19 protein-coding genes, 1 tRNA gene and 1 pseudogene are annotated in these 23808 nt (G+C 59.8%); 12 read left to right on the plus strand and 9 right to left on the minus strand.

Annotated elements, in window-relative coordinates; all coding sequences use genetic code 11:
* The 3 genes and pseudogenes from R0J92_RS13865 to R0J92_RS13875 all read left to right on the plus strand — a co-directional run.
* Positions 1–999 (plus strand): annotated as a pseudogene (locus R0J92_RS13865) (transposase); the annotation flags it as partial.
* Positions 1000–1515: 516 nt separating this feature from the next.
* Complete coding sequence (locus R0J92_RS13870) at positions 1516–2916, plus strand: TniQ family protein (RefSeq protein WP_411052076.1); 1401 nt, start codon at positions 1516–1518, stop codon at positions 2914–2916.
* 10 nt (positions 2917–2926) lie between these two features.
* Positions 2927–3397 carry a hypothetical protein gene (locus R0J92_RS13875; RefSeq protein ID WP_411052077.1) on the plus strand — a complete coding sequence of 157 codons (471 nt, stop codon included), beginning with the start codon at positions 2927–2929 and terminating at the stop codon, positions 3395–3397.
* Between the two features lie 136 nt (positions 3398–3533).
* Here R0J92_RS13875 and R0J92_RS13880 read toward each other — a convergent pair.
* Positions 3534–3610 (minus strand) — tRNA-Arg (locus R0J92_RS13880).
* A 123-nt stretch (positions 3611–3733) separates the two neighbouring features.
* Here R0J92_RS13880 and R0J92_RS13885 point away from each other — a divergent pair.
* The gene (locus tag R0J92_RS13885; protein ID WP_411052078.1) at positions 3734–4759 is read left to right on the plus strand and encodes a LacI family DNA-binding transcriptional regulator; all 1026 of its coding nucleotides are present in this window, start codon (positions 3734–3736) and stop codon (positions 4757–4759) included.
* A gap of 72 nt (positions 4760–4831) precedes the next feature.
* Here the strand turns inward: R0J92_RS13885 and R0J92_RS13890 are convergent, their stop codons facing one another.
* The 4 genes from R0J92_RS13890 to R0J92_RS13905 all read right to left on the minus strand — a co-directional run bounded on the left by R0J92_RS13890 (position 4832) and on the right by R0J92_RS13905 (position 10310).
* Positions 4832–6337 (minus strand): TRAP transporter large permease, encoded by a 1506-nt coding sequence (locus R0J92_RS13890; RefSeq protein WP_106162592.1) that lies wholly within the window; start codon positions 6335–6337, stop codon positions 4832–4834.
* Positions 6334–6915, minus strand: coding sequence for a TRAP transporter small permease (locus R0J92_RS13895; protein ID WP_317384765.1), 582 nt, complete (start codon positions 6913–6915; stop codon positions 6334–6336). Before R0J92_RS13895 ends, R0J92_RS13890 begins: the two co-directional genes overlap by 4 nt.
* 90 nt (positions 6916–7005) lie before the next feature.
* Positions 7006–8052 (minus strand): TRAP transporter substrate-binding protein, encoded by a 1047-nt coding sequence (locus R0J92_RS13900; RefSeq protein ID WP_106162594.1) that lies wholly within the window; start codon positions 8050–8052, stop codon positions 7006–7008.
* A 212-nt stretch (positions 8053–8264) separates the two neighbouring features.
* Positions 8265–10310, minus strand: a complete 2046-nt coding sequence (locus R0J92_RS13905; protein ID WP_411052079.1) for a putative bifunctional diguanylate cyclase/phosphodiesterase — start codon at positions 10308–10310, stop codon at positions 8265–8267.
* Positions 10311–10707: 397 nt separating this feature from the next.
* Here R0J92_RS13905 and betC point away from each other — a divergent pair, with 397 nt between their 5' ends.
* The 4 genes from betC to R0J92_RS13925 all read left to right on the plus strand — a co-directional run bounded on the left by betC (position 10708) and on the right by R0J92_RS13925 (position 15541).
* A complete protein-coding gene (gene betC / locus R0J92_RS13910) occupies positions 10708–12225 on the plus strand; it encodes a choline-sulfatase (protein ID WP_411052080.1) in 1518 nt (505 codons plus the stop codon).
* A 130-nt stretch (positions 12226–12355) separates the two neighbouring features.
* Positions 12356–12784: an Lrp/AsnC family transcriptional regulator gene (locus R0J92_RS13915; RefSeq protein WP_106162597.1), complete on the plus strand. Its 429-nt coding sequence runs from the start codon at positions 12356–12358 to the stop codon at positions 12782–12784.
* Positions 12785–12902: 118 nt separating this feature from the next.
* On the plus strand, positions 12903–14024 hold the full coding sequence (locus tag R0J92_RS13920; protein WP_411052081.1) for a saccharopine dehydrogenase family protein: 1122 nt from the start codon (positions 12903–12905) through the stop codon (positions 14022–14024).
* An 8-nt stretch (positions 14025–14032) separates the two neighbouring features.
* Positions 14033–15541: an aldehyde dehydrogenase family protein gene (locus tag R0J92_RS13925; RefSeq protein ID WP_411052082.1), complete on the plus strand. Its 1509-nt coding sequence runs from the start codon at positions 14033–14035 to the stop codon at positions 15539–15541.
* A 135-nt stretch (positions 15542–15676) separates the two neighbouring features.
* On the opposite strand, the gene R0J92_RS13930 is transcribed toward R0J92_RS13925, so the two are convergent.
* The 3 genes from R0J92_RS13930 to R0J92_RS13940 all read right to left on the minus strand — a co-directional run bounded on the left by R0J92_RS13930 (position 15677) and on the right by R0J92_RS13940 (position 18421).
* On the minus strand, positions 15677–17227 hold the full coding sequence (locus tag R0J92_RS13930; RefSeq protein WP_411052083.1) for a DUF427 domain-containing protein: 1551 nt from the start codon (positions 17225–17227) through the stop codon (positions 15677–15679).
* A 227-nt stretch (positions 17228–17454) separates the two neighbouring features.
* On the minus strand, positions 17455–18156 hold the full coding sequence (locus R0J92_RS13935; protein WP_317384760.1) for a hypothetical protein: 702 nt from the start codon (positions 18154–18156) through the stop codon (positions 17455–17457).
* On the minus strand, positions 18128–18421 hold the full coding sequence (locus tag R0J92_RS13940) for a hypothetical protein (RefSeq protein WP_411052084.1): 294 nt from the start codon (positions 18419–18421) through the stop codon (positions 18128–18130). The genes R0J92_RS13935 and R0J92_RS13940 overlap by 29 nt, the downstream gene beginning before the upstream one ends.
* Before the next feature lie 169 nt (positions 18422–18590).
* Here R0J92_RS13940 and R0J92_RS13945 point away from each other — a divergent pair, with 169 nt between their 5' ends.
* The 4 genes from R0J92_RS13945 to R0J92_RS13960 all read left to right on the plus strand — a co-directional run bounded on the left by R0J92_RS13945 (position 18591) and on the right by R0J92_RS13960 (position 22588).
* A complete protein-coding gene (locus R0J92_RS13945; RefSeq protein ID WP_106162601.1) occupies positions 18591–19058 on the plus strand; it encodes a hypothetical protein in 468 nt (155 codons plus the stop codon).
* A gap of 106 nt (positions 19059–19164) precedes the next feature.
* Positions 19165–19782, plus strand: coding sequence for a ribonuclease HII (locus R0J92_RS13950; protein WP_411052086.1), 618 nt, complete (start codon positions 19165–19167; stop codon positions 19780–19782).
* 108 nt (positions 19783–19890) lie between these two features.
* Positions 19891–20997 carry a site-specific DNA-methyltransferase gene (locus tag R0J92_RS13955; RefSeq protein ID WP_106162729.1) on the plus strand — a complete coding sequence of 369 codons (1107 nt, stop codon included), beginning with the start codon at positions 19891–19893 and terminating at the stop codon, positions 20995–20997.
* A 193-nt stretch (positions 20998–21190) separates the two neighbouring features.
* A complete protein-coding gene (locus R0J92_RS13960) occupies positions 21191–22588 on the plus strand; it encodes an adenylate/guanylate cyclase domain-containing protein (protein ID WP_411052087.1) in 1398 nt (465 codons plus the stop codon).
* A 61-nt stretch (positions 22589–22649) separates the two neighbouring features.
* Here R0J92_RS13960 and R0J92_RS13965 read toward each other — a convergent pair whose 3' ends face one another.
* Positions 22650–23792 carry an alkane 1-monooxygenase gene (locus tag R0J92_RS13965; protein WP_411052088.1) on the minus strand — a complete coding sequence of 381 codons (1143 nt, stop codon included), beginning with the start codon at positions 23790–23792 and terminating at the stop codon, positions 22650–22652.
* Between the last annotated feature and the right edge of the window lie 16 nt (positions 23793–23808).

The following is a 23808-nucleotide window of genomic DNA, read 5'->3' on the forward strand; positions in this document are numbered from 1 at the left end:
GATCGACCATTCCGGGTCGCCCACCTACTCCATCTCTGCCGGTTGGGTCTGGAAGGTAACGTGCAGGATCACTCGACCTTCTCCCGCTATCGCCACGGCAAGTTCAGGGAAAGCGGTCTTCTGCGGCAGGTCTTCGAGTCAACCGTTGAGCGCTGCTTGAAAGAGGATCTGGTGTCGGGCGAGGGCTTCGCAGTCGATGCGAGCCTGATTTCGGCTGATGCCAACAAGATCCGGTCAATCGCGGCAGGGAACTTGAGCCCGGAGGCCGCGCGGGAAGCCGGAAACAGGGCGGCACGTGAATATCTAGAGACACTGGATGACGCTGCCTTCGGGGCAGCATCGCCGGTCCAACCCAAGTTTACCTCGCATTCCGATCCGGCTGCGCAATGGACCAGTGCCGAGGAACGTCGCCCCTATTTCGCCTATGCCACCAATTACCTGATCGACACCAAGAGCTCGGTGATCATGGACGTTGAGGCCACCCGTTCTATCTGCCAGGCCGAGGTTGGGGCTGCGCGTACGATGCTGGACAGGACCGAAAAACGCTTTGGCATCAAACCGGACTGGCTGGCCGCCGACACGGCTTACGGCAATGCCCTCAAACAGTTCAGACGCAACTATTCCGATCCGGCACAGGGTCAGGATACTTGTGGGCGGAAGAAATACCGCGGCTTGAAGGCAACCTGCTTGGCCTGCCCGTCCAAGGAGATCTGCTGTCCGAAAGCCGATGCCCGATATGTCACGCGCGAGCCCCATGAAGAGGCGCGCGAGTTCGCCAGGGAGTGCCGAAAGACCTAGGCCTAAAAGGTGTCGCGTGACAAACGGAAGAAGGTCGAGATGCTCTTCGCACACCTCAAGCGCATCTTTGGTCTGACACGGCTGCGGCTGCGCGGACCAAACGGCGCCAAGGACGAATTCCTGCTCGCCGCCATCGCCCAGAACGTACGGAAACTCGCGAAGCTACGCCCGCGAAGCATCAAACAGGAGGCCGCAGCATGAGCTGAGCGGCCATCTTACCGCCTTGAGGCGGAGGAACGGGCGATAGCCCTAGTGCAACGGCCTTGCTCAACGACGAAGAGCCTCAAAATCGGCAGAAACCGGCGGATTTTTCAACATAATCCGCCTGATATGCCGTCCCTCAGGGCATCACCAACTTTCGCGCGTTACTCAGTGTTTTGCGGCAGCAGCCGAGTCTGCGCCGCGCTTGGTTCAATGTCGAGTTTGGGCTAGCTGGCGTCACCCCGCGACGCGGGCATGGTGCAAAATCGTTGCCTTCTTGACGCCGCGCCGCCGCAAGTCGCCTCGTCCAAGGGCCGTGAGCAGATCTGGTCTCGAAGGGCCGTACTCGACATGCCGTGACCTGCTGCGCACCTGATTGATAGCACGAAATCCGAGACTAGTTTCGCTTTCGCTCGAAGTCCTTTTGCCCCTGACCAGCCCCCTTGTGTTGATCAGGTCTGGATCGAGAAAGAACCTTGTCCCATGTTCCGCAGGGCATGACCGATAGAGATTTCGATGCCTTTCGCCCTGCCTCTCCGTCCACTCCCGGCTCCGCGCGAAACCGCCCTGTCCTTCCTTTCGCGTTTCGCCGCGATGAATGCAGCGGAGATGAGCGACTTCTCCATCGATCTCGGCTATCAAATTCGCCGCTTTCTGGAGCTGGATACCGCTGCCCTTGATCGGCTGGCTGAGGCGGCGGGGCTGGAACCTGCGATACGCGATGATCTTGTGTCCTGGACAGGTGTTCCCGCCGACGATGTCAGGATGTTTTACAGAGATGAGGCCTTTGTCTTGCGCGCCCAGCGCAATCCAGTCATTCGGGGCTGCCCTTTGTGCCTACGAGAGGATGCTGGGGCAACGCTTGGCCGTCCGGAGCGGTTGATGGCGATGCGGGGCGACTGGCTGTTGAGTTCGGTCAATCTCTGCTGCCGCCGCCACCACCCTCTCGTTCCGCACTGGAAAGTCGCCAGACCCGCAGAGAGGTTCGACAGCGCGGCCCGGCTGCGTGATCTCGCTCCCGAGATCATGGCCGGAGCATTTGACCAACCCCGCTCTGCACCGACAGATTATGATCTCTGGCTGGATACCCGCCTCGAGACCGGCCAGGATCCGACCTGGCTTGCCGGGCAGGTTGTATATGCGGTGACCACGATCTGCGAGCTCTTCGGGATGGCGCTGCTAAAACATCGCCCTCTCGAAACCAGCCGCGGCGACAGACAGGAGGCTGAGGCGCAAACAGCCGGTTTCGCTGTGCTCTCGAAAGGAGAGGCGGCCTTCCGAGAGGCCCTGCAGGACCTCGCCCGAAGCAGCAGCGGCAAGCAGATCGCGCCGCGGCAGGCCGTCGGAAAGCTTTATGTCGCGCTCGACGAATATCTGACAGATGCAGCCTTCGATCCATTCCGCACGATGCTGCGGGATTGCATTCTCGAGACCTGGCCGGTTGCCGCAGGTGAGCGCGTCCTGGACGAGGTGCTGCCGGCGCGGCGCCTGCATAACCCTAGAACGGCGGCGAATGAGATCGGCGTCTCGACAAAACTGGTCGAGCAGATCCTGACTGATGCCGGGGCATTGCCCGCCGCGGATCCTCGCCCCTTTGCGCTGCGAACCTTCGATGCGGCCGAATATGCGTGGCTTCTGGCCGAGATCCCAACGCTGGTTGGACGGGGCGACATGCTTGCGGCCATGGGCGCGACCGAAGCACAGCTTCGTACCCTACGGGAAGAGGAAATCATTCGCCCGCTGACCAACCATCCTCGAGGCAAGGCGCCCTGGCGGCTCGCCGACGGGCTGGCGCTGGTCGCGGAACTGCACTCCTTGACGCAAACCGGTTCGACCAGATGGCTCTTGCTGGGAGGGGCTGCAGCTGGCGAAACGGCGCACTGGCCTGCCGGCCGGCGCGATGCTGAATGCCATTAGGGAGAGGCGCATGAGGGTTGCGCGCGATCCTGGGCTATCGGGCTATCGATCATTCATGGTTTTGAAGGCCGAGGTCGACAGCTTGGCTGGAGCGCGCCCTCATGTCCGCCGTCGCGACAACACAACTCCGGCCGGGCAACCAGCCTCAGTCTTCGCCAACAGCGTCGGCATGAGGCGCAGGGGCTGGTACCCGGCGCTACATGAGGCTGGCCATGCGCCCGCATTCTGGAATCGGCACCCTGTGACGCAGCGGGCCGTTCTTTATGCGTCCGAGGACGACAAGATCGACTTCCACCGCCGCTTCCTGACCCCTACGACCATGGAAAGTGAATTCGGCCTCCACCGCCAGACCTGCACCGCCCGGCTGCGCGCCGTCGGCGTCAGGCCGTTCGCGCCTGGTGGAGTGGACTTCGGTCCCCTTTACCTACGCCAAGAGGCAGAGCCGGTACTGCAAAAGGAGATAGATCTTGGTAGAGGCTGATCCCGCAGGCCCCATATGGGCGCAGTATCCCGGCAAGGACAGCCAGATCGACAGCAGGACGCGTTGATCGTTCAAAACCCGTCTTTTGTCAAAAATACGGGTTTTGGATGTCAAACAACAACAACACATAGGGAAATGGTGACCCCGGCAGGATTCGAACCTGCAACCTGCCCCTTAGGAGGGGGCTGCTCTATCCAGTTGAGCCACGGGGCCGTTTGGGGAGGCGATAGCAAATAGCCGTTACCACCACAAGCTTCATGCCGCGCGCGCAAGGGCCATTGTGTCCCTCTGCGGGACTGGCTAACCTCGATGCAACAAAGCAAAGAGGCCAAGCACGTGACCAACGACTCCAAGCGTCCGCTGACGCTGCGCGATGTTTCCGACGCCACCGGTGTGTCGGAAATGACCGTCAGCCGTGTACTTCGCAACCGGGGGGATGTGTCAGAGAAGACCCGTCAGAAAGTGTTGCTTGCCGCAAAGGAACTTGGCTACGTTCCCAACAAGATCGCCGGCGCTCTGGCCTCCAAGCGGGTGAACCTGGTGGCCGTGATCATTCCATCGCTATCCAACATGGTCTTTCCGGAGGTCCTGACCGGTATCAACCGAGTGCTGGAGGATACCGAGTTACAGCCCGTGGTCGGTGTCACCGACTATCAGCCTGAGAAAGAAGAAAAAGTCCTCTACGAGATGCTGTCATGGCGGCCCTCCGGTGTGATCATCGCAGGTTTGGAGCATACAGATCCAGCGCGCGCGATGCTGGCGGCTTCTGGCATCCCCGTGGTCGAGATCATGGATACCGACGGGAACCCTGTGGATTCCATGGTCGGGATTTCCCATCGTCGTGCAGGGCGAGAGATGGCCAAGGCGATCCTCAAGGCGGGGTACCGCCATATCGGCTTCATGGGTACCAAAATGCCGCTGGACCATCGCGCCCGCAAACGGTTCGAAGGGTTCACCGAAGCGCTGGCGAAAGAGGGTATCGAGATCGAGGATCGCGAGTTTTACTCCGGCGGTTCAGCGCTTGCGAAGGGGCGTGAAATGACGCAGGCGATGCTTGAACGCTCGCCTGAACTCGATTTTCTGTATTACTCCAACGACATGATTGGCGCCGGTGGGCTGCTGTCCTTGATAGATCAGGGGATCGACGTGCCTGGCCAGATTGGCCTTGCAGGCTTTAACGGGGTCGAATTGCTCGCGGGTTTGCCGCGTCAGCTGGCTACGATGGATGCGTGCCGTCAGGAAATCGGCATGAAGGCCGCGCAGATCATCGCGGCGCAACTCGAAGATCCGGATGTGGAGCTTGAGAAGCATGTGACGCTGACGCCGACGATTTCATACGGCGATACGCTGAAAAGACGCTGATTCAACTCGTTTGGATGAAGAAAAACGCGCGATCCTGATGGGGCGCGCGTTTCTTTGTCGGTGTGTGCACCGTCAGTAGAGCAACATCAGGGGCAAGAGTGTGATCACTGGGAACAACACCAAGATCACCACCCGGATCAGATCGGATCCGACGAAGAACATGACCGCCTTGTACGTGTCCACCATGCGCGATTTGGGATCCATCGCATTGATGACAAAGAGGTTCATTCCCACGGGCGGCGTGATGAGGCCGACCTCGACGACGATGAGCGTCAGAATGCCAAACCAGATGGCGACATATTCAGTCTCCAAACGGTTTGCGATGCCTTGCGTCACGCGAATGCCGAGTTCTTTCATTTGCTCGCGGGTCAGCTCTGCGCCATTGGCGATCGCGTCCTGAATCGAGACGAGCATTTCTGCACCCATGCCCTCCGGCACACCATTTCGAAGGACCTCCATCGCGGCCTCCGCCTGCATGGCAGGGAGTGATACGAGGCCGAAATCCATTGCCGAGATCACCGGATAGAAAATCGGGATTGTCAGCAGGATCATCGAAAGGCTGTCCATCAGGCAACCCAGGAACAGGTAGAACACAAGGATCAGTGCGAGGACCATCCATGGGCTGAGGCCTTGCGCCACCACGAAGTTCGCCAGTTCCTGTGGCACCTGCGTCAGAGCGAGGAAGCCGTTGTAGAAGGCGGCACCCAGCACAATGAAGAAGATCATCGCGGTGGAGCGTGCGGTGACCAGAAAGCTATCGGTAAGCGTGCTGCGAGTCAGGCCCCCGTTTGCCAATGCGATCAACCCGGTTCCCAACGCGCCCACGGCGGCACCTTCGGTCGGGGTGAACCAACCGGCGTAGATGCCGCCCACCACAAGGCCAAAAACCAGAAGCACCGGCCAGACTGCGATCAGCAGCGCAAACCGTTCGCGCCACGGGATCGGTTCCCGGGTGCCCGCGCTTTCAGGGAAGAGGCGCACGTAGACGGAGATTGCGATGACATACCCGATTGCTGCCAGAAGGCCGGGAATGAAGGCGGCGAGGAACAGCTTGGCGATATTCTGTTCGGTCAGAATGGCGTAGATCACCAGAACCACAGAGGGCGGGATCAGGATGCCGAGGGTGCCGCCGGCCGCCAGCGTAGCGGTGGAAAACCCGCTGGCGTATCCATAGTTCTTCAGCTCGGGCAGGGCGACGCGTCCCATGGTGGCGGCGGTCGCCAGTGAGGAGCCGCAAATCGCGCCAAAGCCGGCACAGGCGCCGATGGCCGCCATGGCCACGCCGCCTTTGCGGTGGCCGATAAAGCCTTCGGCGGCCTTGAACAGAGCCGTGGACATGCCGCCCAGGGTTGCGAATTGCCCCATCAGGAAGAACATCGGAATGATCGACAGCGAATAGGAGGAGAAGGTCGAGTAGGTCTCGTTCTTCAGGCGACCAAAAGCCACCAAGGTGTCGCCAGTGACGGCAACCAAACCGCCCAGCCCGACCAGGAACATTGCCAGACCGATCGGAACACGCAGGAAGATCAACCCCATCAGAACGGGGAAAGACCAGATGCCGATTTCGAGTGCGCTCATGATTGTGTCTCCACGCCGTCCTGGACGAGGATCCGGCCAGTAAGGGCTTCGATGCTGCGAACAGCGGCCATGTATATTCCGACGATTGCGGCCACTACAGCGGCCACAAGGCTCGTGCCATAGGCCCACCAGGTGGGGAATTCCAACAGGAACGACGTCTCGCCATTTTCGAATTTGCTGACCGTGCCTGCACCCAGTCGCCAAGCAATCAGAACCAGCACAAGGGCGAAGATAATCTCGGTCACCATGCGCAGTATCCGGTTTGCCTTGGGCGGAAAGCTGTTGGCAAAGACATCAACCGCTGCATGACCTGCAGTAATCTGGCACAGTGGAATGAACGAGAAGATTGCGAAAGCAACGCCCGCCTCGACCAGTTCGAAATCCCCGTTCACGGGGCCGACATGCGCCGTCATCCAGTCCGCGAATTGGGGCATCATGGCTTCGATCCCGTCGCTGTGAAACACGCCATTCAGCAGGCGCCCGGCGATCGAGATACAGGTCAGAAGAATGAGAAGTGTCAGGACCGCGCCGCCGATCATCGCCATGATCCGCGCCAGCCCCATCATGTAGTTATGCATGCCCTTGCCCACCTTTGGCTTTATACAGCACCATTGCATGCGACGGTGCCCGCTGCACAGGCAGGCGGACCCCGTCAATGGATGTCTCGATTAGTTCTCGTACTGCGGCGTGTATTTTTCGATCAACATGGTGGCCTCATCCAGAAGCGCCTGACCGTCGATTCCGCGCTCGGTCATGTCAGCCAGCCAGTTGTCGTAGATGGGCTGGGACCGCTCGCGCCATACGGCGGTCTGTTCTGCGTCGAGAGTGATGACGTTGTTGCCAAGATCCAGCGCATTCTCACGGGCGGGCATGTCGGAATCCGCCATGGTGCCGCCAGCAAAAACAGACATTTCAAGGCCGGAGTTGTCATCGATGACTTTCTGCAGGTCATCCGGCAGGCTGTCATACTTCTCTTTGTTCATCGCCAGAACAAAGGTCAGGGTATAAAGCGCGCGCCCTTCGAACTCGGTGTGGTTTTCGACCAGCTCCGGAACCTTCAGAGAGGTGGTGACTTCCCACGGAATCGTTGTCCCGTCGATCACACCCTTCGACAGGGCTTCGGGGATGGCTGGCACGGGCATGCCAACGGGGGTCGCACCCATTTCCGTCAGGAGCGCGTTCACGGAGCGCGAGCCGCCGCGAATTTTCACGCCTTCTAGATCTTCCGGCGTCTCAACCGGGTCAGATGTGTGGAACATGCCTGGGCCGTGAACCCATCCCGCCAGGATTTTGAAATCCTTGAACTCGCTGTCCAGCCAATGGGATTCCATCATATCCCAATACGCGTGGCTCACGGCGCGCGCGTTGGTCATCATGAAGGGCAATTCGAAGACTTCGGTCGACGGAAAACGGCCCGGCGTGTAGCCGACGACGGTCCAGACGATATCGGCAACTCCGTCCTGCGCTTGGTCGATCAGCTCTGGCGGTTTGCCACCCAGCTGCATCGACGGGTAGCGGTCAATCTTGATCCGATCACCAGACGCCTCTTCGACCTTGTCGGCCCAGACATCCAGGATCAGCTTTGGTACGTTCGCCTGCGCGGGCAGGAACTGGTGCATCTTTAGTGTCACCTCCTGTGCGGCAACGGGCAATGCGCCCATGGCGGACATTGCCAGTGCGGTGGCGGCACCGAGAATTGCTCTGCGAGTGGTCATGCGTTTCCTCCCTTTGACCGGGACCATTTACGGCTCCTCAACGGCAACCTTACCGCATGAGATCTCGATGTCGCGCTCGTTTTTTGAGCACGCATGAAGCTGAGCCATCCAAATGCCCTTGATGCAGGGCTATTAGGTGCTTTTGTAACTATCAACGGAAGAGGTGGGGTGTTTTTGCGCGAATTTCACTTTGGTAGCGGTCACATGCGCCGTCAGGTAGAGGTGCCCACGAAGGCGTGTGGGCGATTGCATTTCAGCCAGCCGCTGGAAAAGTCATGCGCTTTGATCGGGCGACTGAACAGGAACCCCTGGGCTTCGGTGCACCCGAGCGAGATCAACCTGTCCCGCTGTTCACGTGTTTCAACACCTTCTGCGATCACGTTGATTCCGAGACTGCGGCCCATGGCAATGATCGCTGCGACGATACGATCATCTTTGCTATCGTGGGGCAGGGATTTTATGAATCGCCGATCAAGCTTGATGCGATCAATCGGCAGGTCCTTCAGCATCGCAAGAGAAGAGTACCCGGTCCCGAAATCGTCAATGGCAAGGGTCACCTCCAGGCTTCGCAGCTCCTCTATTGTATTCATGGAACTGCGCATACGTGGGAAAAGCGTGCTTTCCAGGACTTCGATTTCCAGTTGGCTCAAATCCAGGCCGTGGGCATCTGCCGTAGCCTTCAGGTCGCTGGCAAAGTCCGGAATCAGCAGCGTGGTTGCAGATATGTTGATCGAAATCTTGCCCGGCGCAAAACCATCATCCTTCCACTGTCCGATCTGAGCGCAGACTTCCTGTATGACAAAATTATCAATCGCTGTGGTCAGACCCACGTCGACGGCGAGGGGAACAAAACCGCCGGGCAGCAACAACCCCTTCTTTGGGTGCTGCCATCTCAACAAGGCTTCGGCACCGATACAGCTCCCGGTGCGCAGGTCAACTTGGGGTTGGTAAAACATCAGCAATTCGCTGTCCGAAATTGCGCGCCGCAGGTCGATTTCCATCTGCAGGCTGTCGCTGGAACGTTGCTCCATGTGTTCGGAGTAGAAGCAAATCTGACCGCGGCCCTTCGCCTTGGCATGGCAAAGCGACACGCCAGCCACCTGCATCAGGCCTCGCTGCCCTTCGCCATCCTTGGGGTATTGAGCGATGCCCATGCTGGCGCTTAATCTGCACGTCAGGCCGTCAACGGCAACTTCATCCCCCAGTGTGGTGCTGATATCGTGCGCGATGTTGAGGACGGCCTCAGCGTTGGCGATGTGCTCGACCAGCAGAATGAATTCATCCCCCCCGATACGACCCGCCGTGATGTTCGAGGATTCAACGGTGCGTAATGCATTCGCAAGTCGCTCCAGAACGCGATCGCCGATGTCGTCGCCGAAAATGGAATTGATATCTCGAAACCGGTCCAGATCGATGGTGATCAACGCCAGTTCAGTATGCGCGGCCTTCGCGCGGATAATTGCAAGTTCCACTTGTGCCTTCATCGCCCGCCGGGTTGGAAGACCGGTGAGCGCATCACGCATTTTTGTTTCGATTGAAGACGCTGGTTTTGGCGTTGGCTTGAAGGGCCGGCGCGACCGGAACTCAAAGGTTATATCGGCGCCGCCGCTCTCGTTATGAGCGCGCACCGACATGTTCTCTGTTTCTGGCAGATGACCGTGATCGAGTGTTCGTGCCTCGCCGTTCCAAGACCCGCTGCGCCGTGCCTCATCCAACGCGCTGTCCCAGAATAGTCTGCCAAATCCTTTGGCGTGAAGCGCCCAGATGGGTCGTCCCCGGATCTTGGCCAGTGGCAATCCGGTTTCGGACTGAAATTGTGGGTTGGCGTCAATGACACGCGCCTCCGCATCCAGAATGGCAACGCTATCTGTGCCGGGGCGGAAAACGGCGATGGGGGAGGTTGCAGCAAGAGGCGGCGATCTCTGTTCCGGCACGCGCCGGAGACGTCGAAGAGTCTCTGCGAGGAGCAGTGCAAGAATTATGGCGGCACATACTAGATAGAGCACGCCCACAGCCGGTGATTGCTGTGCGTAAAACGCTTCCGTGATTGTGGTTCCAGATGGGGCGGTATGTGCGCCCATTGCGTCAGGGCCGCTTAACCCCGTTTTCTGGTGATTGGCATCGCCACTCTCGGCGCGGGCGGTGTCCGTCGACGCAAACAGGAGGGGAAACACGAGAAGCGGTTGAGCGCAGACCGTGCCAATCCGTCGAGAGACTTTTTTCCACGCCGTCCGTCGCCGCATTCTGCCGCAGAGCATTGATAGCCTCCCGATCTTCTAGAACCGTAGCATCCAAGCTTCACCTGTCAACTGGAGGTTGTTGATAAAAATACCGTTAAATACCCAACGCGGGCGCAATCGCTCTGACCGTGCAGCTTGGGTGTATTCCCCACCCATGGCGGAGCCCTCACGTGGGCGCAGATTCCTCACTCGTTCGGCAGCCAGTTGAATGCGCCAAACAAGCAAGTGGAAAATGATTTGATTGACTGGTCAGTCAATAACTAGATAGGGTGCACCATGAACCAAGAAGCCGCTGAAGCAACCACACGACAGGATCTCGGGTCCGGTTGACTCGGCTTGGCGGCAGACAGCAATCATTGCTCTCGACTCTCTCAGAGCGGCCTGCACCCCATTGAGCCACTAGAAAGACGCCCAGATGACATCTCCCAACATCCTGATTTTCATGGTCGACCAGTTGAACGGAACACTGTTTCCGGATGGCCCGGCGGACTGGCTGCACGCGCCGAACATGAAGGCACTGGCACAACGCTCCACCCGGTTCAAAAACTGCTATACCGCCAGCCCCCTCTGCGCACCGGGACGGGCCAGCTTCATGTCCGGACAGCTGCCCTCCGCCACTGGCGTCTATGATAATGCCGCCGAATTCGCCTCCTCCATCCCGACATACGCCCACCACCTGCGCCGTGCGGGCTATTACACCTGCCTCTCCGGCAAGATGCATTTCGTCGGCCCCGACCAGCTGCACGGTTTTGAGGACCGGCTGACCACCGACATCTACCCGCCCGATTTCGGCTGGACGCCCGACTATCGCAAACCGGGCGAGCGCATCGACTGGTGGTATCACAACATGGGCTCGGTCACCGGCGCCGGTGTGGCCGAGATCTCCAACCAGATGGAATTCGACGACGAGGTCGCCTTTCACGCCACCCAGAAGATCTATGATCTGGCACGCGGCAAGGACGACCGGCCTTGGTGCCTCACCGTCAGTTTCACTCACCCGCACGACCCTTACGTGACCCGCAAGAAATACTGGGATCTCTATGAGGACTGCGACCATCTGCTGCCCGAGGTGGGCGACCTCGGCTATGACAATCAGGACGCCCATTCCAAACGGATCTTCGACGCCAACGACTGGCGCAACTTCGACATTTCCGAAGAGGACGTGCGCCGCTCCCGCCGGGCCTACTTCGGCAATATCTCCTATCTCGACGACAAGATCGGCGAGGTGATGGAGGCTCTGCGCGGCACCCGTCAAGATCAGGACACCATCATCCTGTTTGTCGCCGACCACGGCGACATGCTGGGCGAGCGCGGGCTGTGGTTCAAGATGAGCTTTTACGAGGGCTCGTCGCGGGTGCCGATGATGATCAGTGCCCCCAACATGACCCCGGGGCTGGCCACCGATCCGGTCTCCAACATCGATGTCTGTCCGACGCTCTGCGATCTGGCCGGGGTCAGCATGGACGAGGTCATGCCCTGGACCGCGGGCGAAAGCGTGGTGCCGCTGGGCCAGGGCGCACAACGCCAGAGCCCGGTGGCGATGGAATATGCCGCCGAGGCCTCCTATGCGCCGATGGTCTCGCTGCGGCAAGGGCGCTACAAGCTCAACCTCTGCGCGCTGGACCCCGATCAGCTCTACGATCTTGAGGCCGACCCGCACGAGCTGACCAACCTGGCCGAGGATCCCACTCATGCCGACGGCTACGCCGCGCTGAAGGCGATTGCCGCTGACCGCTGGGATCTGGACCGCTTTGACGCGGATGTGCGCGCCAGCCAGGCCCGCCGCTGGGTGGTCTATGAGGCCTTGCGTGAGGGCGGCTATTTCCCCTGGGACTACCAGCCGCTGCAAAAGGCCTCAGAACGCTATATGCGCAACCACATGGACCTCAACGTCGTCGAGGATCAGGCACGGGCGCCGAAGCTGGACACCTGAGCCCGGGGTCACGCGCCTGCTCGCGATTGGGCGTCGGGCGCGTGCTGTGGTATCAGCTTGCGTGCACAAAGCGCTTGCGTCCCGGGCGCAGGGTTTGCAGAAGTTTTCAGCAGACCACATCGGAGGCACCATGGACGATCTGGATCGCCGGATCATCGCGGCACTACAGCACAACGCACGCGAATCCACGACCAAGCTGGCGGCAAAGCTCGGCGTGGCGCGGACCACCGTGCATGAGCGGATCACCCGGCTGGAGGACCGTGGCATCATCGCGGGCTACACCGTGGTGCTGCGCGATCCCGATGAGGGAAATACCGTCATGGTGGTCGTGTTGCTGGAGGTACAGCAGAAGGAAACCGGTCGCATCACCAAGCGACTGGAAGCCTATCCCGAGATCCGCCAGTGCCTGTCGATCAATGGCGAATACGATCTGATGGTCTCGGCCGAAGCGCCGCGGATTGAGGATCTGGATATTCTGGTCGATGAAGTGGGCCGCATTCCGGGCGTGCAGCGCACCAATACGCTGGTGGTCTTCGGGCGTCGGATTGATCGCGTTTGAACGATATGACGATTGATCCGTCATAACGGCGCGAATTTACGTCAGTCCGACAATCCAATCCCTACAAAACGAACAATGGAACCTGCACCCTGTTTGAAAACAAGGAGGTGCAGGTCACATGCAATGGAACATCTGTGTCGTGGGCGCGGGCAAGATCGGTCAGGCGATTGCCACGTTCCTGAAGACATCCCCCAATTATCAGGTCACCCTCGCGGATCATGATCTGAACGCGCTGAGCGCGGTTGCGGATCTCGGCGTGCCGACCCGGCAGATCGACGCCAAGGATCCAGTGGATCTGGCTAAGGGGCTTCAGGGCTTTGACGCGGTGATCTCTGCCGCGCCGTTCTTTTTGACGCCAATGATTGCGGAGGCCGCCAAAACGGCGGGCGCGCATTATTTCGACCTCACCGAAGATGTGGCCGCCACCGAAGCCGTGCGCAAACTGGCGCAGGACAGCAAGACGGTTTTCATGCCCCAAAGCGGCCTTGCGCCCGGTTTCGTGGGCATCGCGGGCGCGTCGCTGGCGGCGGAGTTTGACGAGCTGGACAGCCTGCACATGCGGGTTGGCGCGCTGCCGAAGTTTCCGACCAACGCGTTGAAATATAACCTCACCTGGTCCACCGACGGGCTGATCAATGAGTACTGCAACCCCTGCGATGCCATCGTGAATGGCGCGCGCACTAAGACCGCGCCGCTCGAAGATTACGAGCGTCTGAGCCTTGATGGGGTGGAGTATGAATGCTTCAACACCTCGGGCGGGCTTGGCACCCTGCCGGAGACGCTGGAGGGCAAGGCGCGGGCGGTCTCTTATCGGTCGATCCGCTATCCCGGCCACTGCGACATCCTGAAAATGCTGCTGCATGATCTGGGGCTGGAACGCCGCCGTGACCTGATGAAAGAGATTTTCGAGAGCGCATTGCCGCGCACCGATCAGGATGTGGTGCTGGTCTATTGCACCGCGCGGGGCCGTATCAATGGCGAGCTGCGTGAAAAGAGCCTGATCAACAAGAGCTATTCCCGCCAGATCGGCGGCAAGGCATGGAGCGCGATCCAAGTCACCACCACCGCTGGCGTTCTGGGGGTGGTGGATCTGGTGCGGCGCGGCGAGCTGCCCTCCAGCGGCTTTGTGCGTCAGGAGCAGGTGAACCTTCAGGCGTTCCTTGAGACCGAATTCGGCCAGCTCTACCGGGCGGGCGACATTGACCACATGACAGACACAACAAAATTGGCAGCTGAGTGATGAAAGACATGGCACGAACAGCAGACGATATCCTGAAGAACCTTGACCTCACAGCAGCAGAGCTGAGCGGTGGCATTCGCGCGGTGCGCTCGCCCATTGATGGCAGCACGCTGGCCGAGGTCCACGACACCCCCGCAAGCGAGATGCCCGCGATTCTGGATCGCGCGCAGTCCGCGTTCAAGGCATGGCGCGTGGTGCCGGCGCCGCGGCGCGGTGAGCTGATCCGCCTGCTCGGTGAGGAGCTGCGCGCGGCCAAGGATGACCTTGGCGCCCTGGTCAGCTGGGAAGCGGGCAAGATCACCTCTGAGGGCCTTGGCGAAGTACAGGAGATGATCGACATCTGTGACTTTGCAGTTGGTCTGTCGCGCCAGCTTTATGGTCTGACGATTGCCTCGGAACGTCCTGGCCACAGCATGCGCGAGACATGGCATCCCTCGGGGCCGGTGGGCGTGATCTCGGCGTTCAACTTCCCGGTTGCGGTCTGGTCATGGAATGCGGCGCTGGCGATTGTCTGTGGCGATCCGGTGATCTGGAAACCGTCGGAGAAAACACCGCTGACGGCGCTGGCCTGCACCAAGATCTTTGAACGCGCGGTGAAACGCTTTGGCGACGACGCGCCCGAGGGCCTGCTGCAGACCCTGATTGGCGATGCGGAACTCGGCAAGGTGCTGGTCGCCAGCCCATCCGTGCCGGTGATTTCGGCCACGGGCTCCACCCGCATGGGCCGCGCGGTGGCGCCTGTGGTGGCAGAGCGGTTCGGCAAATGCATTCTCGAACTTGGCGGCAACAACGCGATGATCGTCGCCCCCTCGGCGGATCTGGAAATGGCGGTGCGGGCGATTGTGTTCTCTGCCGTGGGCACCGCCGGTCAGCGCTGCACCTCGCTGCGCCGTCTGATCGTGCATAGCTCCATCCGCGAGGATCTAGTGAAACGCCTGAAGGTCGCCTACGCTGGTCTGCCGGTTGGTGACCCGCAAGCCGAGAGCACTCTGGTTGGTCCACTGGTGGATGAGGCCGCAGGGGATGCGATGACCTCGGCGCTGAAGGCTGCCGAGAGCGAGGGCGGCACCGTGCATGGTGGCGCGCGCGTCACCGAGGGCGTGCCCGCAGGCGGTGTCTATATGGCGCCAGCAATCGTCGAGATGCCCGGCCAGAGCGCGTCGGTCAAAGAAGAGACCTTTGCGCCGATCCTATACGTCATGGGCTATGACGATTTTGAGGACGCGGTGGAGATGCAAAACGACGTGCCACAGGGGCTGAGTTCTTGTGTGTTCACGCTCAATATGCGCGAGGCGGAGAGTTTCCTCACTGCGGCGGGCTCTGATTGTGGCATTGCCAACGTCAACATCGGGCCGTCGGGCGCGGAAATCGGCGGTGCCTTTGGCGGCGAGAAGGAAACCGGCGGCGGTCGCGAGAGCGGCTCTGACGCGTGGAAATCCTACATGCGCCGCCAGACCAACACCGTGAACTATTCGGCGGAATTGCCGCTGGCGCAGGGTGTGAAGTTCGACATCTAAGGTTGGGCCGGTCCGGATTTGGCTGTCGCGCAAGCGGCAGCCACGCGTTCGCCGGAGTGAGGCGGGACAAGCTGTGTGATGGTAACGAGTATCTGAGGGTCTCCCTCCCTGCCGAATGCGGCGGGGAGGTTCCTGTTAGTCTGCCGCGATGGCAAAGCTCTCGACCGGCTGCGAAACATTGTGCAGTTTCACATGTCCCAGCGGTTTCGCCTCGGCGGTCTCAGTCAGGATGTCGCGTGACACCACGATGCGGTGGCCAATGGTTTTGCCGTAATCGCCCAGACGTGCAGCGATATTGGCGGCCTGACCGATCACGGTGAAATCCAGCCGCTCCTGCGAGCCGATATTGCCATAAAGCACCGACCCCGAGGCAATCCCGATGGCGCAGTCCAGGTTGGGCAGCGACGGGCAGGGCTCGATCTCGGCCAGCGCGGCGACAATGCCCCGAGCGGCAGCGAGCGCCTGCGCGCGGGCTTCGGCCGGGTTCTGGCCTGCGGGGAAGACCGCCAGCACCGCGTCCCCGATGAACTTCAGCACCTCGCCACCGTTTTCGTGCACCACATCGGAGGTGGTCTCGAAGAACCTGTTCAGCAGGTTGATGTATTTGTCGCGTGGCAGGGTTTCTTCGAGCAGGGTGGAGCCGCGCAGATCGCAGAACATGATCGCGGCGTCGATCTCATCGCCATCCCCTCGGCGGATGTTGCCCCCAAGCACCCGCGCACCGGAGCGTTTGCCAACGTAGGTTTCCAGCACGGCCTGCGCGTTTTCACGCTGCATGAAAACCTCGTAATAGCGCGCGATCACCGCAGAGCATTCAAAGATCAACCCCAAATCAGCAGTGCTGAAGCCATCGGGGGCGTCCGAGGCGACGGTCAGCACATTGATCCGCCCGTCCGAGAACGGCAGCGGCATGGCGACATAGTCGGTCATGCCGCGGTCGCGCAGATCGCGCAGGATCGGGAAGTCCTCGGGCGGGGTCGCGCCGGTCAATCGATAGCGCAGCCCGCCAAGCCCCTTGGAAACATGGCGCAGCGGAGAGTTCTTGAACTCCGGCTTTTCGTGGATTTCGTAGGAGGGCGAAAACGTCTCCACCCCAGGTACGCCTTTTTCCCACAGGTAATGGTGGCCCGCGATCCGGGGGTGCAGGGCCCAGGCGAGGATGGTCAGGCGGCTGACGGGTAGACCCTGTTCGTGCAGTTTGGCGACGAAGGCCTGTGTGAAGTCCACGGGCGAGGGCAGGAAGGCCGCCTCGCGCAGGAGCCAGTCCACCAATGGGCCGGAGATATTGCCGTCATCGGGCGCTTGCAGACGGTTTGGGCCCAGATCCAGCCGGTCGAGCGCCTCGGGGATGAAGCCGATATGGCCTGTGATCTGGCGCGCCTCGGGCAGGGTTTCGTCATAGCTCCAGACCGCGCTGCACAGCTCCTTCTTGCCGGGCAGAATCAGGTCGCGGTAATGGGCGGTGCCCTTAAAGGGGCAGAAGGTGGTCTTGCTGCAGGCCTTGTCCATATCCACCAGCAGGTCTTCCTTGGGGAAATAGACCACGGGGGAGAGGCGTGTTTCATACATCACCTTGGCACGACTGCTCTGCGCGAGGAGCGTGTCGCCGTGATAGGCAGCAACCGGGCCGTCCAGTTGCTCAACAAGGATACCGTAACCGCTGCGCGGCGAGACCTGAATGTTCATGGGGTGTATCTGTCCAAAGCTAGCCTTCCTAATATGGGAAGGTTTGCGGCAGATTTCCAGCCCCTCGCCCGCTGCGGGGATCACATTTGAGGGATTGCGCCGTGCGATGCACGTCGCCGGGGGGGCAGGCCCAACGGGCGGATGAGAGTTTTCAATTCACAGACGACGGGCGGGAGCACCCCCGCCTTTTGCATATCCGGGGTGACGCGGGTGGACCGGAGCTGGCGTCACACCATGCGGATCACATCCTTGTTGATCGCCAGCACATAGCCGCGTTTGGCGATGTTCTTGACTAACAGCTCGCTGATCATCTGATTGCCCAGCGTGTCGCGCAAGCGCTTGATCCGCGTGGCCCCGGCGGCCTCTTCGCAATCACTGCTTGATTTGCCGGAAATCACCGCCTCGATCTCCGCACCTGACAGCACATCATCATCGAGCCGCGCCTCGGCCAGCACCGAAAGTGTTTCCATCGCGGCCTTGGTGAGCTTGAAGCCCATGTTGTTGAGGTAGACGGTGTGTTCCTCTCGGCTGATCAGCAGTTCGGTCACCTGGATACCGGCCCGCTCGATCTGCGCCATGCGGCGGTTGAGCATCACCAACATCGCCAGCACGACCAGTGCCGCGATCATCATCGCCGTTGCAAACACCAGGAGGACGAAGATCACCATCCGGTAGCTGGCCAATGTGTCGGCAAAGGCGGTGCCGGATTGCGCAAGGATCTCCAAGAGCTTGACCTCGGCTTGGGTGGTTAGGTCGTTCTCGACGAATACCCGTTCCACGCGCGCGTTAAACGCATTGCCATCGGGCAAAGTGAGCAGCAACACCGTGCCTGCGATCACCAACAGCGCAACGATGGCGCCAATACCCAATGCGATCACCCGTGATCCAGCGTTGCGAACCTCAGAAACGGAGAAAGTGGGATCCGGCATCCGCTTTCCTTTTGTCGAGCCCCTCGGGGCCAAAAACGGATAGGACGTTCAACAGCGTCCAGCCTGCGCGTTGCAGGCGGGTGGCCACCTCATCGCGGGCGGCGGATTTGGAACAGGCCCCGGAGAGTTCCATCACACCGTAATGGAGCTTCAGCGGCTGGTCCTGCTTTGCCTTGTAATCGGCATAGCACCCGGCCGCATGCGCGGGCTGCGCGAGGGCTGCGAGGAGCAGCAGAAGGGCGGGGATTTTGCGAATGTGTGTCATGTGCTCATCATGCCGTCGGGGCCGCTGATATTCAATGACAACAGGGTGTTGGGGCGCTGATATTTGATAACAGGCGGGCGTTATTGCCTGTCTTTCAGCGTCGGGGCGAAGGTTGGGTCATCCGGTTGACGTCCAGCCGACCCACGCACCTGACACAGGATAGACTGTTATGACCCAAGTTCCTCAAAACTCTCGCAACGCTCATCGCAAGTTCATCGCTGTCATTTTGGCAGCTGCCGTCGCGATTACCGGATTTTCGACCGCTCCGGCACGTGCTGACAGCGACGACATCGCGAAATTCATTGCCGGTGCCGCGATCCTTGGGATCATCGGTGCTGCGATCAACGACAGACGAGATGATCGCCGCGAGCGCCCGCATGTCGACCCCAAACCGCACCCAAAGCCGCTACCACCGCGTGTTCGCCGCTACGATCTGCCAGCCAAGTGTCTGACCAATATCCGAGTGCGTGGCAAGGATCGTCGCCTCCTTGGGATGCGCTGCCTGAACCGCAATTATGACTTTGTGCGCAAGCTGCCCAATCGGTGCTATGCAGAGCTGGAGAACCGGCACAAGAGCCGTCGCGGATATCGTCCGGGCTGCCTGCGCAAGCATGGGTATCGTTTAGTTCGCCGGTGAGCTGATCGGAAACCACGGTATCGAGCAAAAAACTGGGGCGCCCTGTGCGCCCTTTTTTGTGTCAATCTCCCTTGCACGGTCCTTCAAAACCGGGTCTGTGGGTCGCATGGATTACCCTGATTTCTCTTTGGAAGAGGCCGCGCTGAACCGTGGCTATTTGCGCATTGCCGGTGTTGACGAGGTCGGTCGCGGCCCGCTTGCCGGCCCCGTGACTGCAGCCGCGGTCGTTCTGAACCTTGCTGACATTCCTGCTGGGCTGAATGATTCCAAGAAGCTGAGTGCCAAGAAACGTGTCGCAGTTGAATCCGAAATACAGGCCCGCGCCGACTGGGCTGTTGCTCATGCGAGTATCGAGGAGATCGACAACCACAACATCTTGCGTGCCTCGCATCTGGCAATGGAACGAGCCGTGGCGGCATTGGATCCGCTGCCGGACTATCTGCTGATTGATGGGAACCTGATTCCGCGCGGCCTGTCGATTTCTGCCGAAGCCGTGGTCAAGGGGGATGGTCGCTCCGTGTCGATTGCAGCGGCTTCGATCCTTGCAAAGGAAGCCCGAGATCGGGTCATGGTGGATTTAGCGCAACAGTTTCCCGGATATGGATGGGAGAAGAACGCCGGCTACCCATCCAAACAACATCGTGACGCTTTGGTGAAACTAGGGGTGACCCCTCATCATAGAAGATCCTTTAAGCCGGTACACAAGATATTGTATCAAGAGTGAACCGTAGTCAGCTGATTCAAAAAACAAATTGACCTCGAATCCGGGATGACTCATCCTGTGGACAACCAGAATGAGCGCATAAGCGCCGTGGTTATCGAGGCAGAGCAAATGAACAAAACCATCGCGAAGGGCGCCGCAACGGCGCTCCCTTTAAACACGATTCTAGATGGCGACTGTATCGAGAGGATGGCTAGCATGCCCTCCAACTCGATCGACATGATCTTCGCGGATCCGCCCTACAACCTCCAGCTCAAAGGGCAGTTGCACCGCCCTGACAATTCCATGGTGGATGCGGTCGACGACGAATGGGACCAGTTTTCCAGCTTCGGTGTCTATGACCACTTCACGCGCGCTTGGCTGAAAGAGGCCCGCCGCATTCTGAAGCCCAATGGCGCGCTTTGGGTTATCGGGTCCTACCACAACATCTTCCGTGTCGGCTCCGCGCTGCAGGACGAGGGATTCTGGATCCTCAACGATGTGGTCTGGCGCAAATCCAACCCGATGCCGAACTTCCGTGGCAAGCGCTACACCAACGCGCATGAGACGATGATCTGGGCGTCGAAGTCCGAAGGGGCGAAATACACCTTCAACTACGAGGCGCTGAAATCCCTGAACGAGGGTATCCAGATGCGCTCCGACTGGGTGATGCCGATCTGCACCGGGCACGAACGCCTGAAGGACGCCAATGGCGACAAGGCGCATCCGACGCAGAAACCCGAGGCATTGCTGCATCGTATCCTGGTGGGCTCCACCAATCCCGGCGATGTGGTGCTCGACCCGTTCTTCGGCACCGGCACCACCGGTGCGGTGGCGAAGATGCTGGGGCGTGAATACATCGGCATCGAGCGTGAAGAGAGCTATCGTAAGGTGGCCGAGGCCCGCATCAAGGGCGTGCGCAAATTCGACCGTGAGGCGCTGCAGGTGTCGGCCTCCAAACGGGCGGAGCCACGCGTACCTTTCGGTCAGCTGGTGGAGCGCGGTATGCTACGCCCGGGCGAGGAGCTCTATTCCATGAACCGCCGCCACAAGGCCAAGGTTCGGGCAGACGGCACCTTGATCGGGGACAACATCAAAGGCTCGATCCATCAGGTGGGCGCACATCTCGAAAACGCCCCCTCTTGCAACGGCTGGACTTACTGGTGCTTCAAGAAGGATGGCAAAACCGTCCCGATCGACGTCTTGCGCCAGCAGATCCGGGCGGAAATGCAAAACTGAGCCACGGTTCTACAGAACATTCGAACGCCGACGGTGTGCTGCCCAATGAGCGCGGCACACTGCACCTTGCCCCGCCGTTCTGGCGGGGTTTTTTGCGTTATCTTCTGGGAATAGGCGTGCAACTCGATTGCAGCCTGCCTATTTTGAAGCCAAGCAACCTACAAAAAACCACGTTTCATAAGGGGAGGTCAGGATGGTCTCAGCCGCGACACCTGCATCCGCAGCGCCCGGGCGCGCACCATTGGACCCGATCCTGCAGGATGATGCGTTGAAGACGAGACACATCCGAGAGGCGCTGGAAGAGCATAAACGCCGCGGCGTGGAAATGGCGGTGCTGGCCCGCTGGATCATCATGCCGATCGTTGGCGTATTCCTTGCCCTGGTCTACCCGCATCCCTCGCAGCTCTACTACATCGCCCTTCTGGCGATCTTATGCGTCAACGGGTTCTTCATTCGACGATTTGCCCGCGTGGGGCGCTCGCATGCAGAAGTCGCACTGATCATGTTCGATCTTGTTCTGATGACCTTTGGCATGGTTTTCCCGAACCCGTTCGATCAGCAGGAAATGCCAATTCCTATGCTGTATCAGTACGATAACTTTATGTACTTCTTTATCATTCTCGCCTTTGGCACCCTCGCGTACAGTTGGCGCACGGTGATTGGAATTGGTGTTTGGGCGAGCGTGATCTGGCTCAGCGGGTCAGCGCTCATGTGGTACTTCATGACGCCAAACAACGAGATCGCGCAACGCCTGACCGAGGCATTGGCGGAGTGGCCGCATGTCCTTGCGCTATATGATCCCAACGATGTCGGGTTTCGCTTTCGCATTCAGGAGGCGATGGTCTTTCTGATGGTGGCGGCGATCCTCGCGCAATCTACCCGCCGGTTCTATCTGATGCTGGATCGCAATGCAGACTTGGCCCGCGAACACGCGAATCTATCACGGTATTTTTCGCCCAACGTTGTGGAGCAATTGTCGCAGAATGATGACCCGCTAAACCAGGTTCGCATGTCCAATATTGCGGTACTATTCATCGACATTGTCGGATTTACCCGACTGGCGGCGGATAAGGATGCCGTTGAGGTGATTGAGCTGCTACGCGGGTTTCATGGGCGTATGGAGCAGGAAGTGTTCCGTTTCGGCGGGACGCTGGATAAGTACCTGGGGGATGGGTTGATGGCGACCTTTGGCACCCCCATGCCCGGCAAACATGATGCATCGCAAGCGCTGGCCTGTGCACGCTCCATGTGTCGTGTGCTCGATCAATGGAACCAGGAGCGCCGCAGTATCGGAGCCGCGGAAATTCAGGCGGGCATCGGCATTCATTTCGGCGAGACAGTACAAGGCGACATCGGGGCCAACCGGCTGGAATACGCGGTTATCGGGACAGCGGTGAATGTCGCGTCGCGGCTGGAGGCGATGACGCGCGCGCTGTCAGCGCGGATTGCCATGAGTGACGCACTCTGCACACAGCTTCAGCAGGAAGGTGGGGCCGACGATCTGTTGGAGGGATTCACCTTTCATCCAGATCAAACCATCCGAGGGCTGGACGGGCCGATGTCCGTCTGGGCGTTGCCGCGCGACAGATAGCAGCGGGGTCTACACGTCTATGCGCAGGCTCGGTTTTCTGGGGCCATGCCGAAACGTAGTATCAGCGGGGCATTGGGTTGGTCACTCTGTTATAGGTGGTCCAGTCGGTGATCTCCGGGTAATACTGTTTGCGCCAGAGTCTCACTTTTGGGTTCATGACCCGGCGCCAGAGCGGCGGGATCATCGCGGCCACGGTCATCACCGGATATCCATAGGGCAACTGTGGGGCCTCGGATTTGGCATAGTTCTGCAACAGCGGAAAACGTCGGTCCGGTTTGTAGTGATGATCCGAATGGCGCTGCAAATTGATCAGCAGCCAGTTTGATGCCTTCTGCGCCGCGTTCCACGAATGATGGGGTTTGACATGCTCATACTTGCCATCGCCAAGGTGTTTGCGCGTCAGGCCATAGTGTTCAATGTAGTTGACCAGCTCCAGCTGCCAGATCGCGACACCGGCCTGGACCAGAAAGAGTAACCCGCCTGAGATGCCGCCAATCAACAGCGCAAGCAACATCATGCCAGCCTGCAGCGCCCAGTAGCGCATGAAGGGATTGCTGCGGTGTATCCAAGGCAATCCCTTCCGCGCAAGGCGCTGGCGTTCCGCATTAAATGCCGAATGCCAGCACTGCTTCAACACGCGGGGATAATACCTGTGGAAGCCTTCGTTATAGCGGGCCGTAACCGGATCACGTGGGGTGCCGACATAGCGGTGGTGCACAAGAAGATGTTCAGACCGGAAATGCGAATACAAGACCATCGCCAACAGGATGTCGGCCATCCAGCGCTCCCAGCGGTTGGTCTGATGCATCAGTTCGTGGCTGTAGTTGATCCCGATGGTACCGGCGACCACACCCATGCCAAAGAAGGTGCCGAATTTCTCAAGGCTGCTGAGGTGGACGGCGCCGGTGACATAGGCGATCAGGCCGAAGAGCGTGATGAATTGCAAGGGCACCCAGGCCGTGGTCAGGCGAATATACCAGGTCAGATCCGCGTCGGATGACTCCGGATCCGCGTTGTCCAGTTCGAGGCCGAGAAAGCCATCGAGAACAGCAAAAAGATACCAGGTTGCCAGCGGCGGCAGCAGGACCCACCAACTGCCAAAAACAGCACCCACCCAGACCAGTGGCAGCAATGTCAGCGACAGCCAGAAGGGCAGGGCACGCCGCCAATCGCGCAGCTGAGCGGCAGGAATGAACTGGGTCATCGAATGGCTCCGGGTC

Origin of the sequence: Tritonibacter sp. SIMBA_163, assembly GCF_046535935.1 — a bacterium.
GTDB classification, from domain to species: Bacteria; Pseudomonadota; Alphaproteobacteria; order Rhodobacterales; family Rhodobacteraceae; genus Epibacterium; species Epibacterium scottomollicae.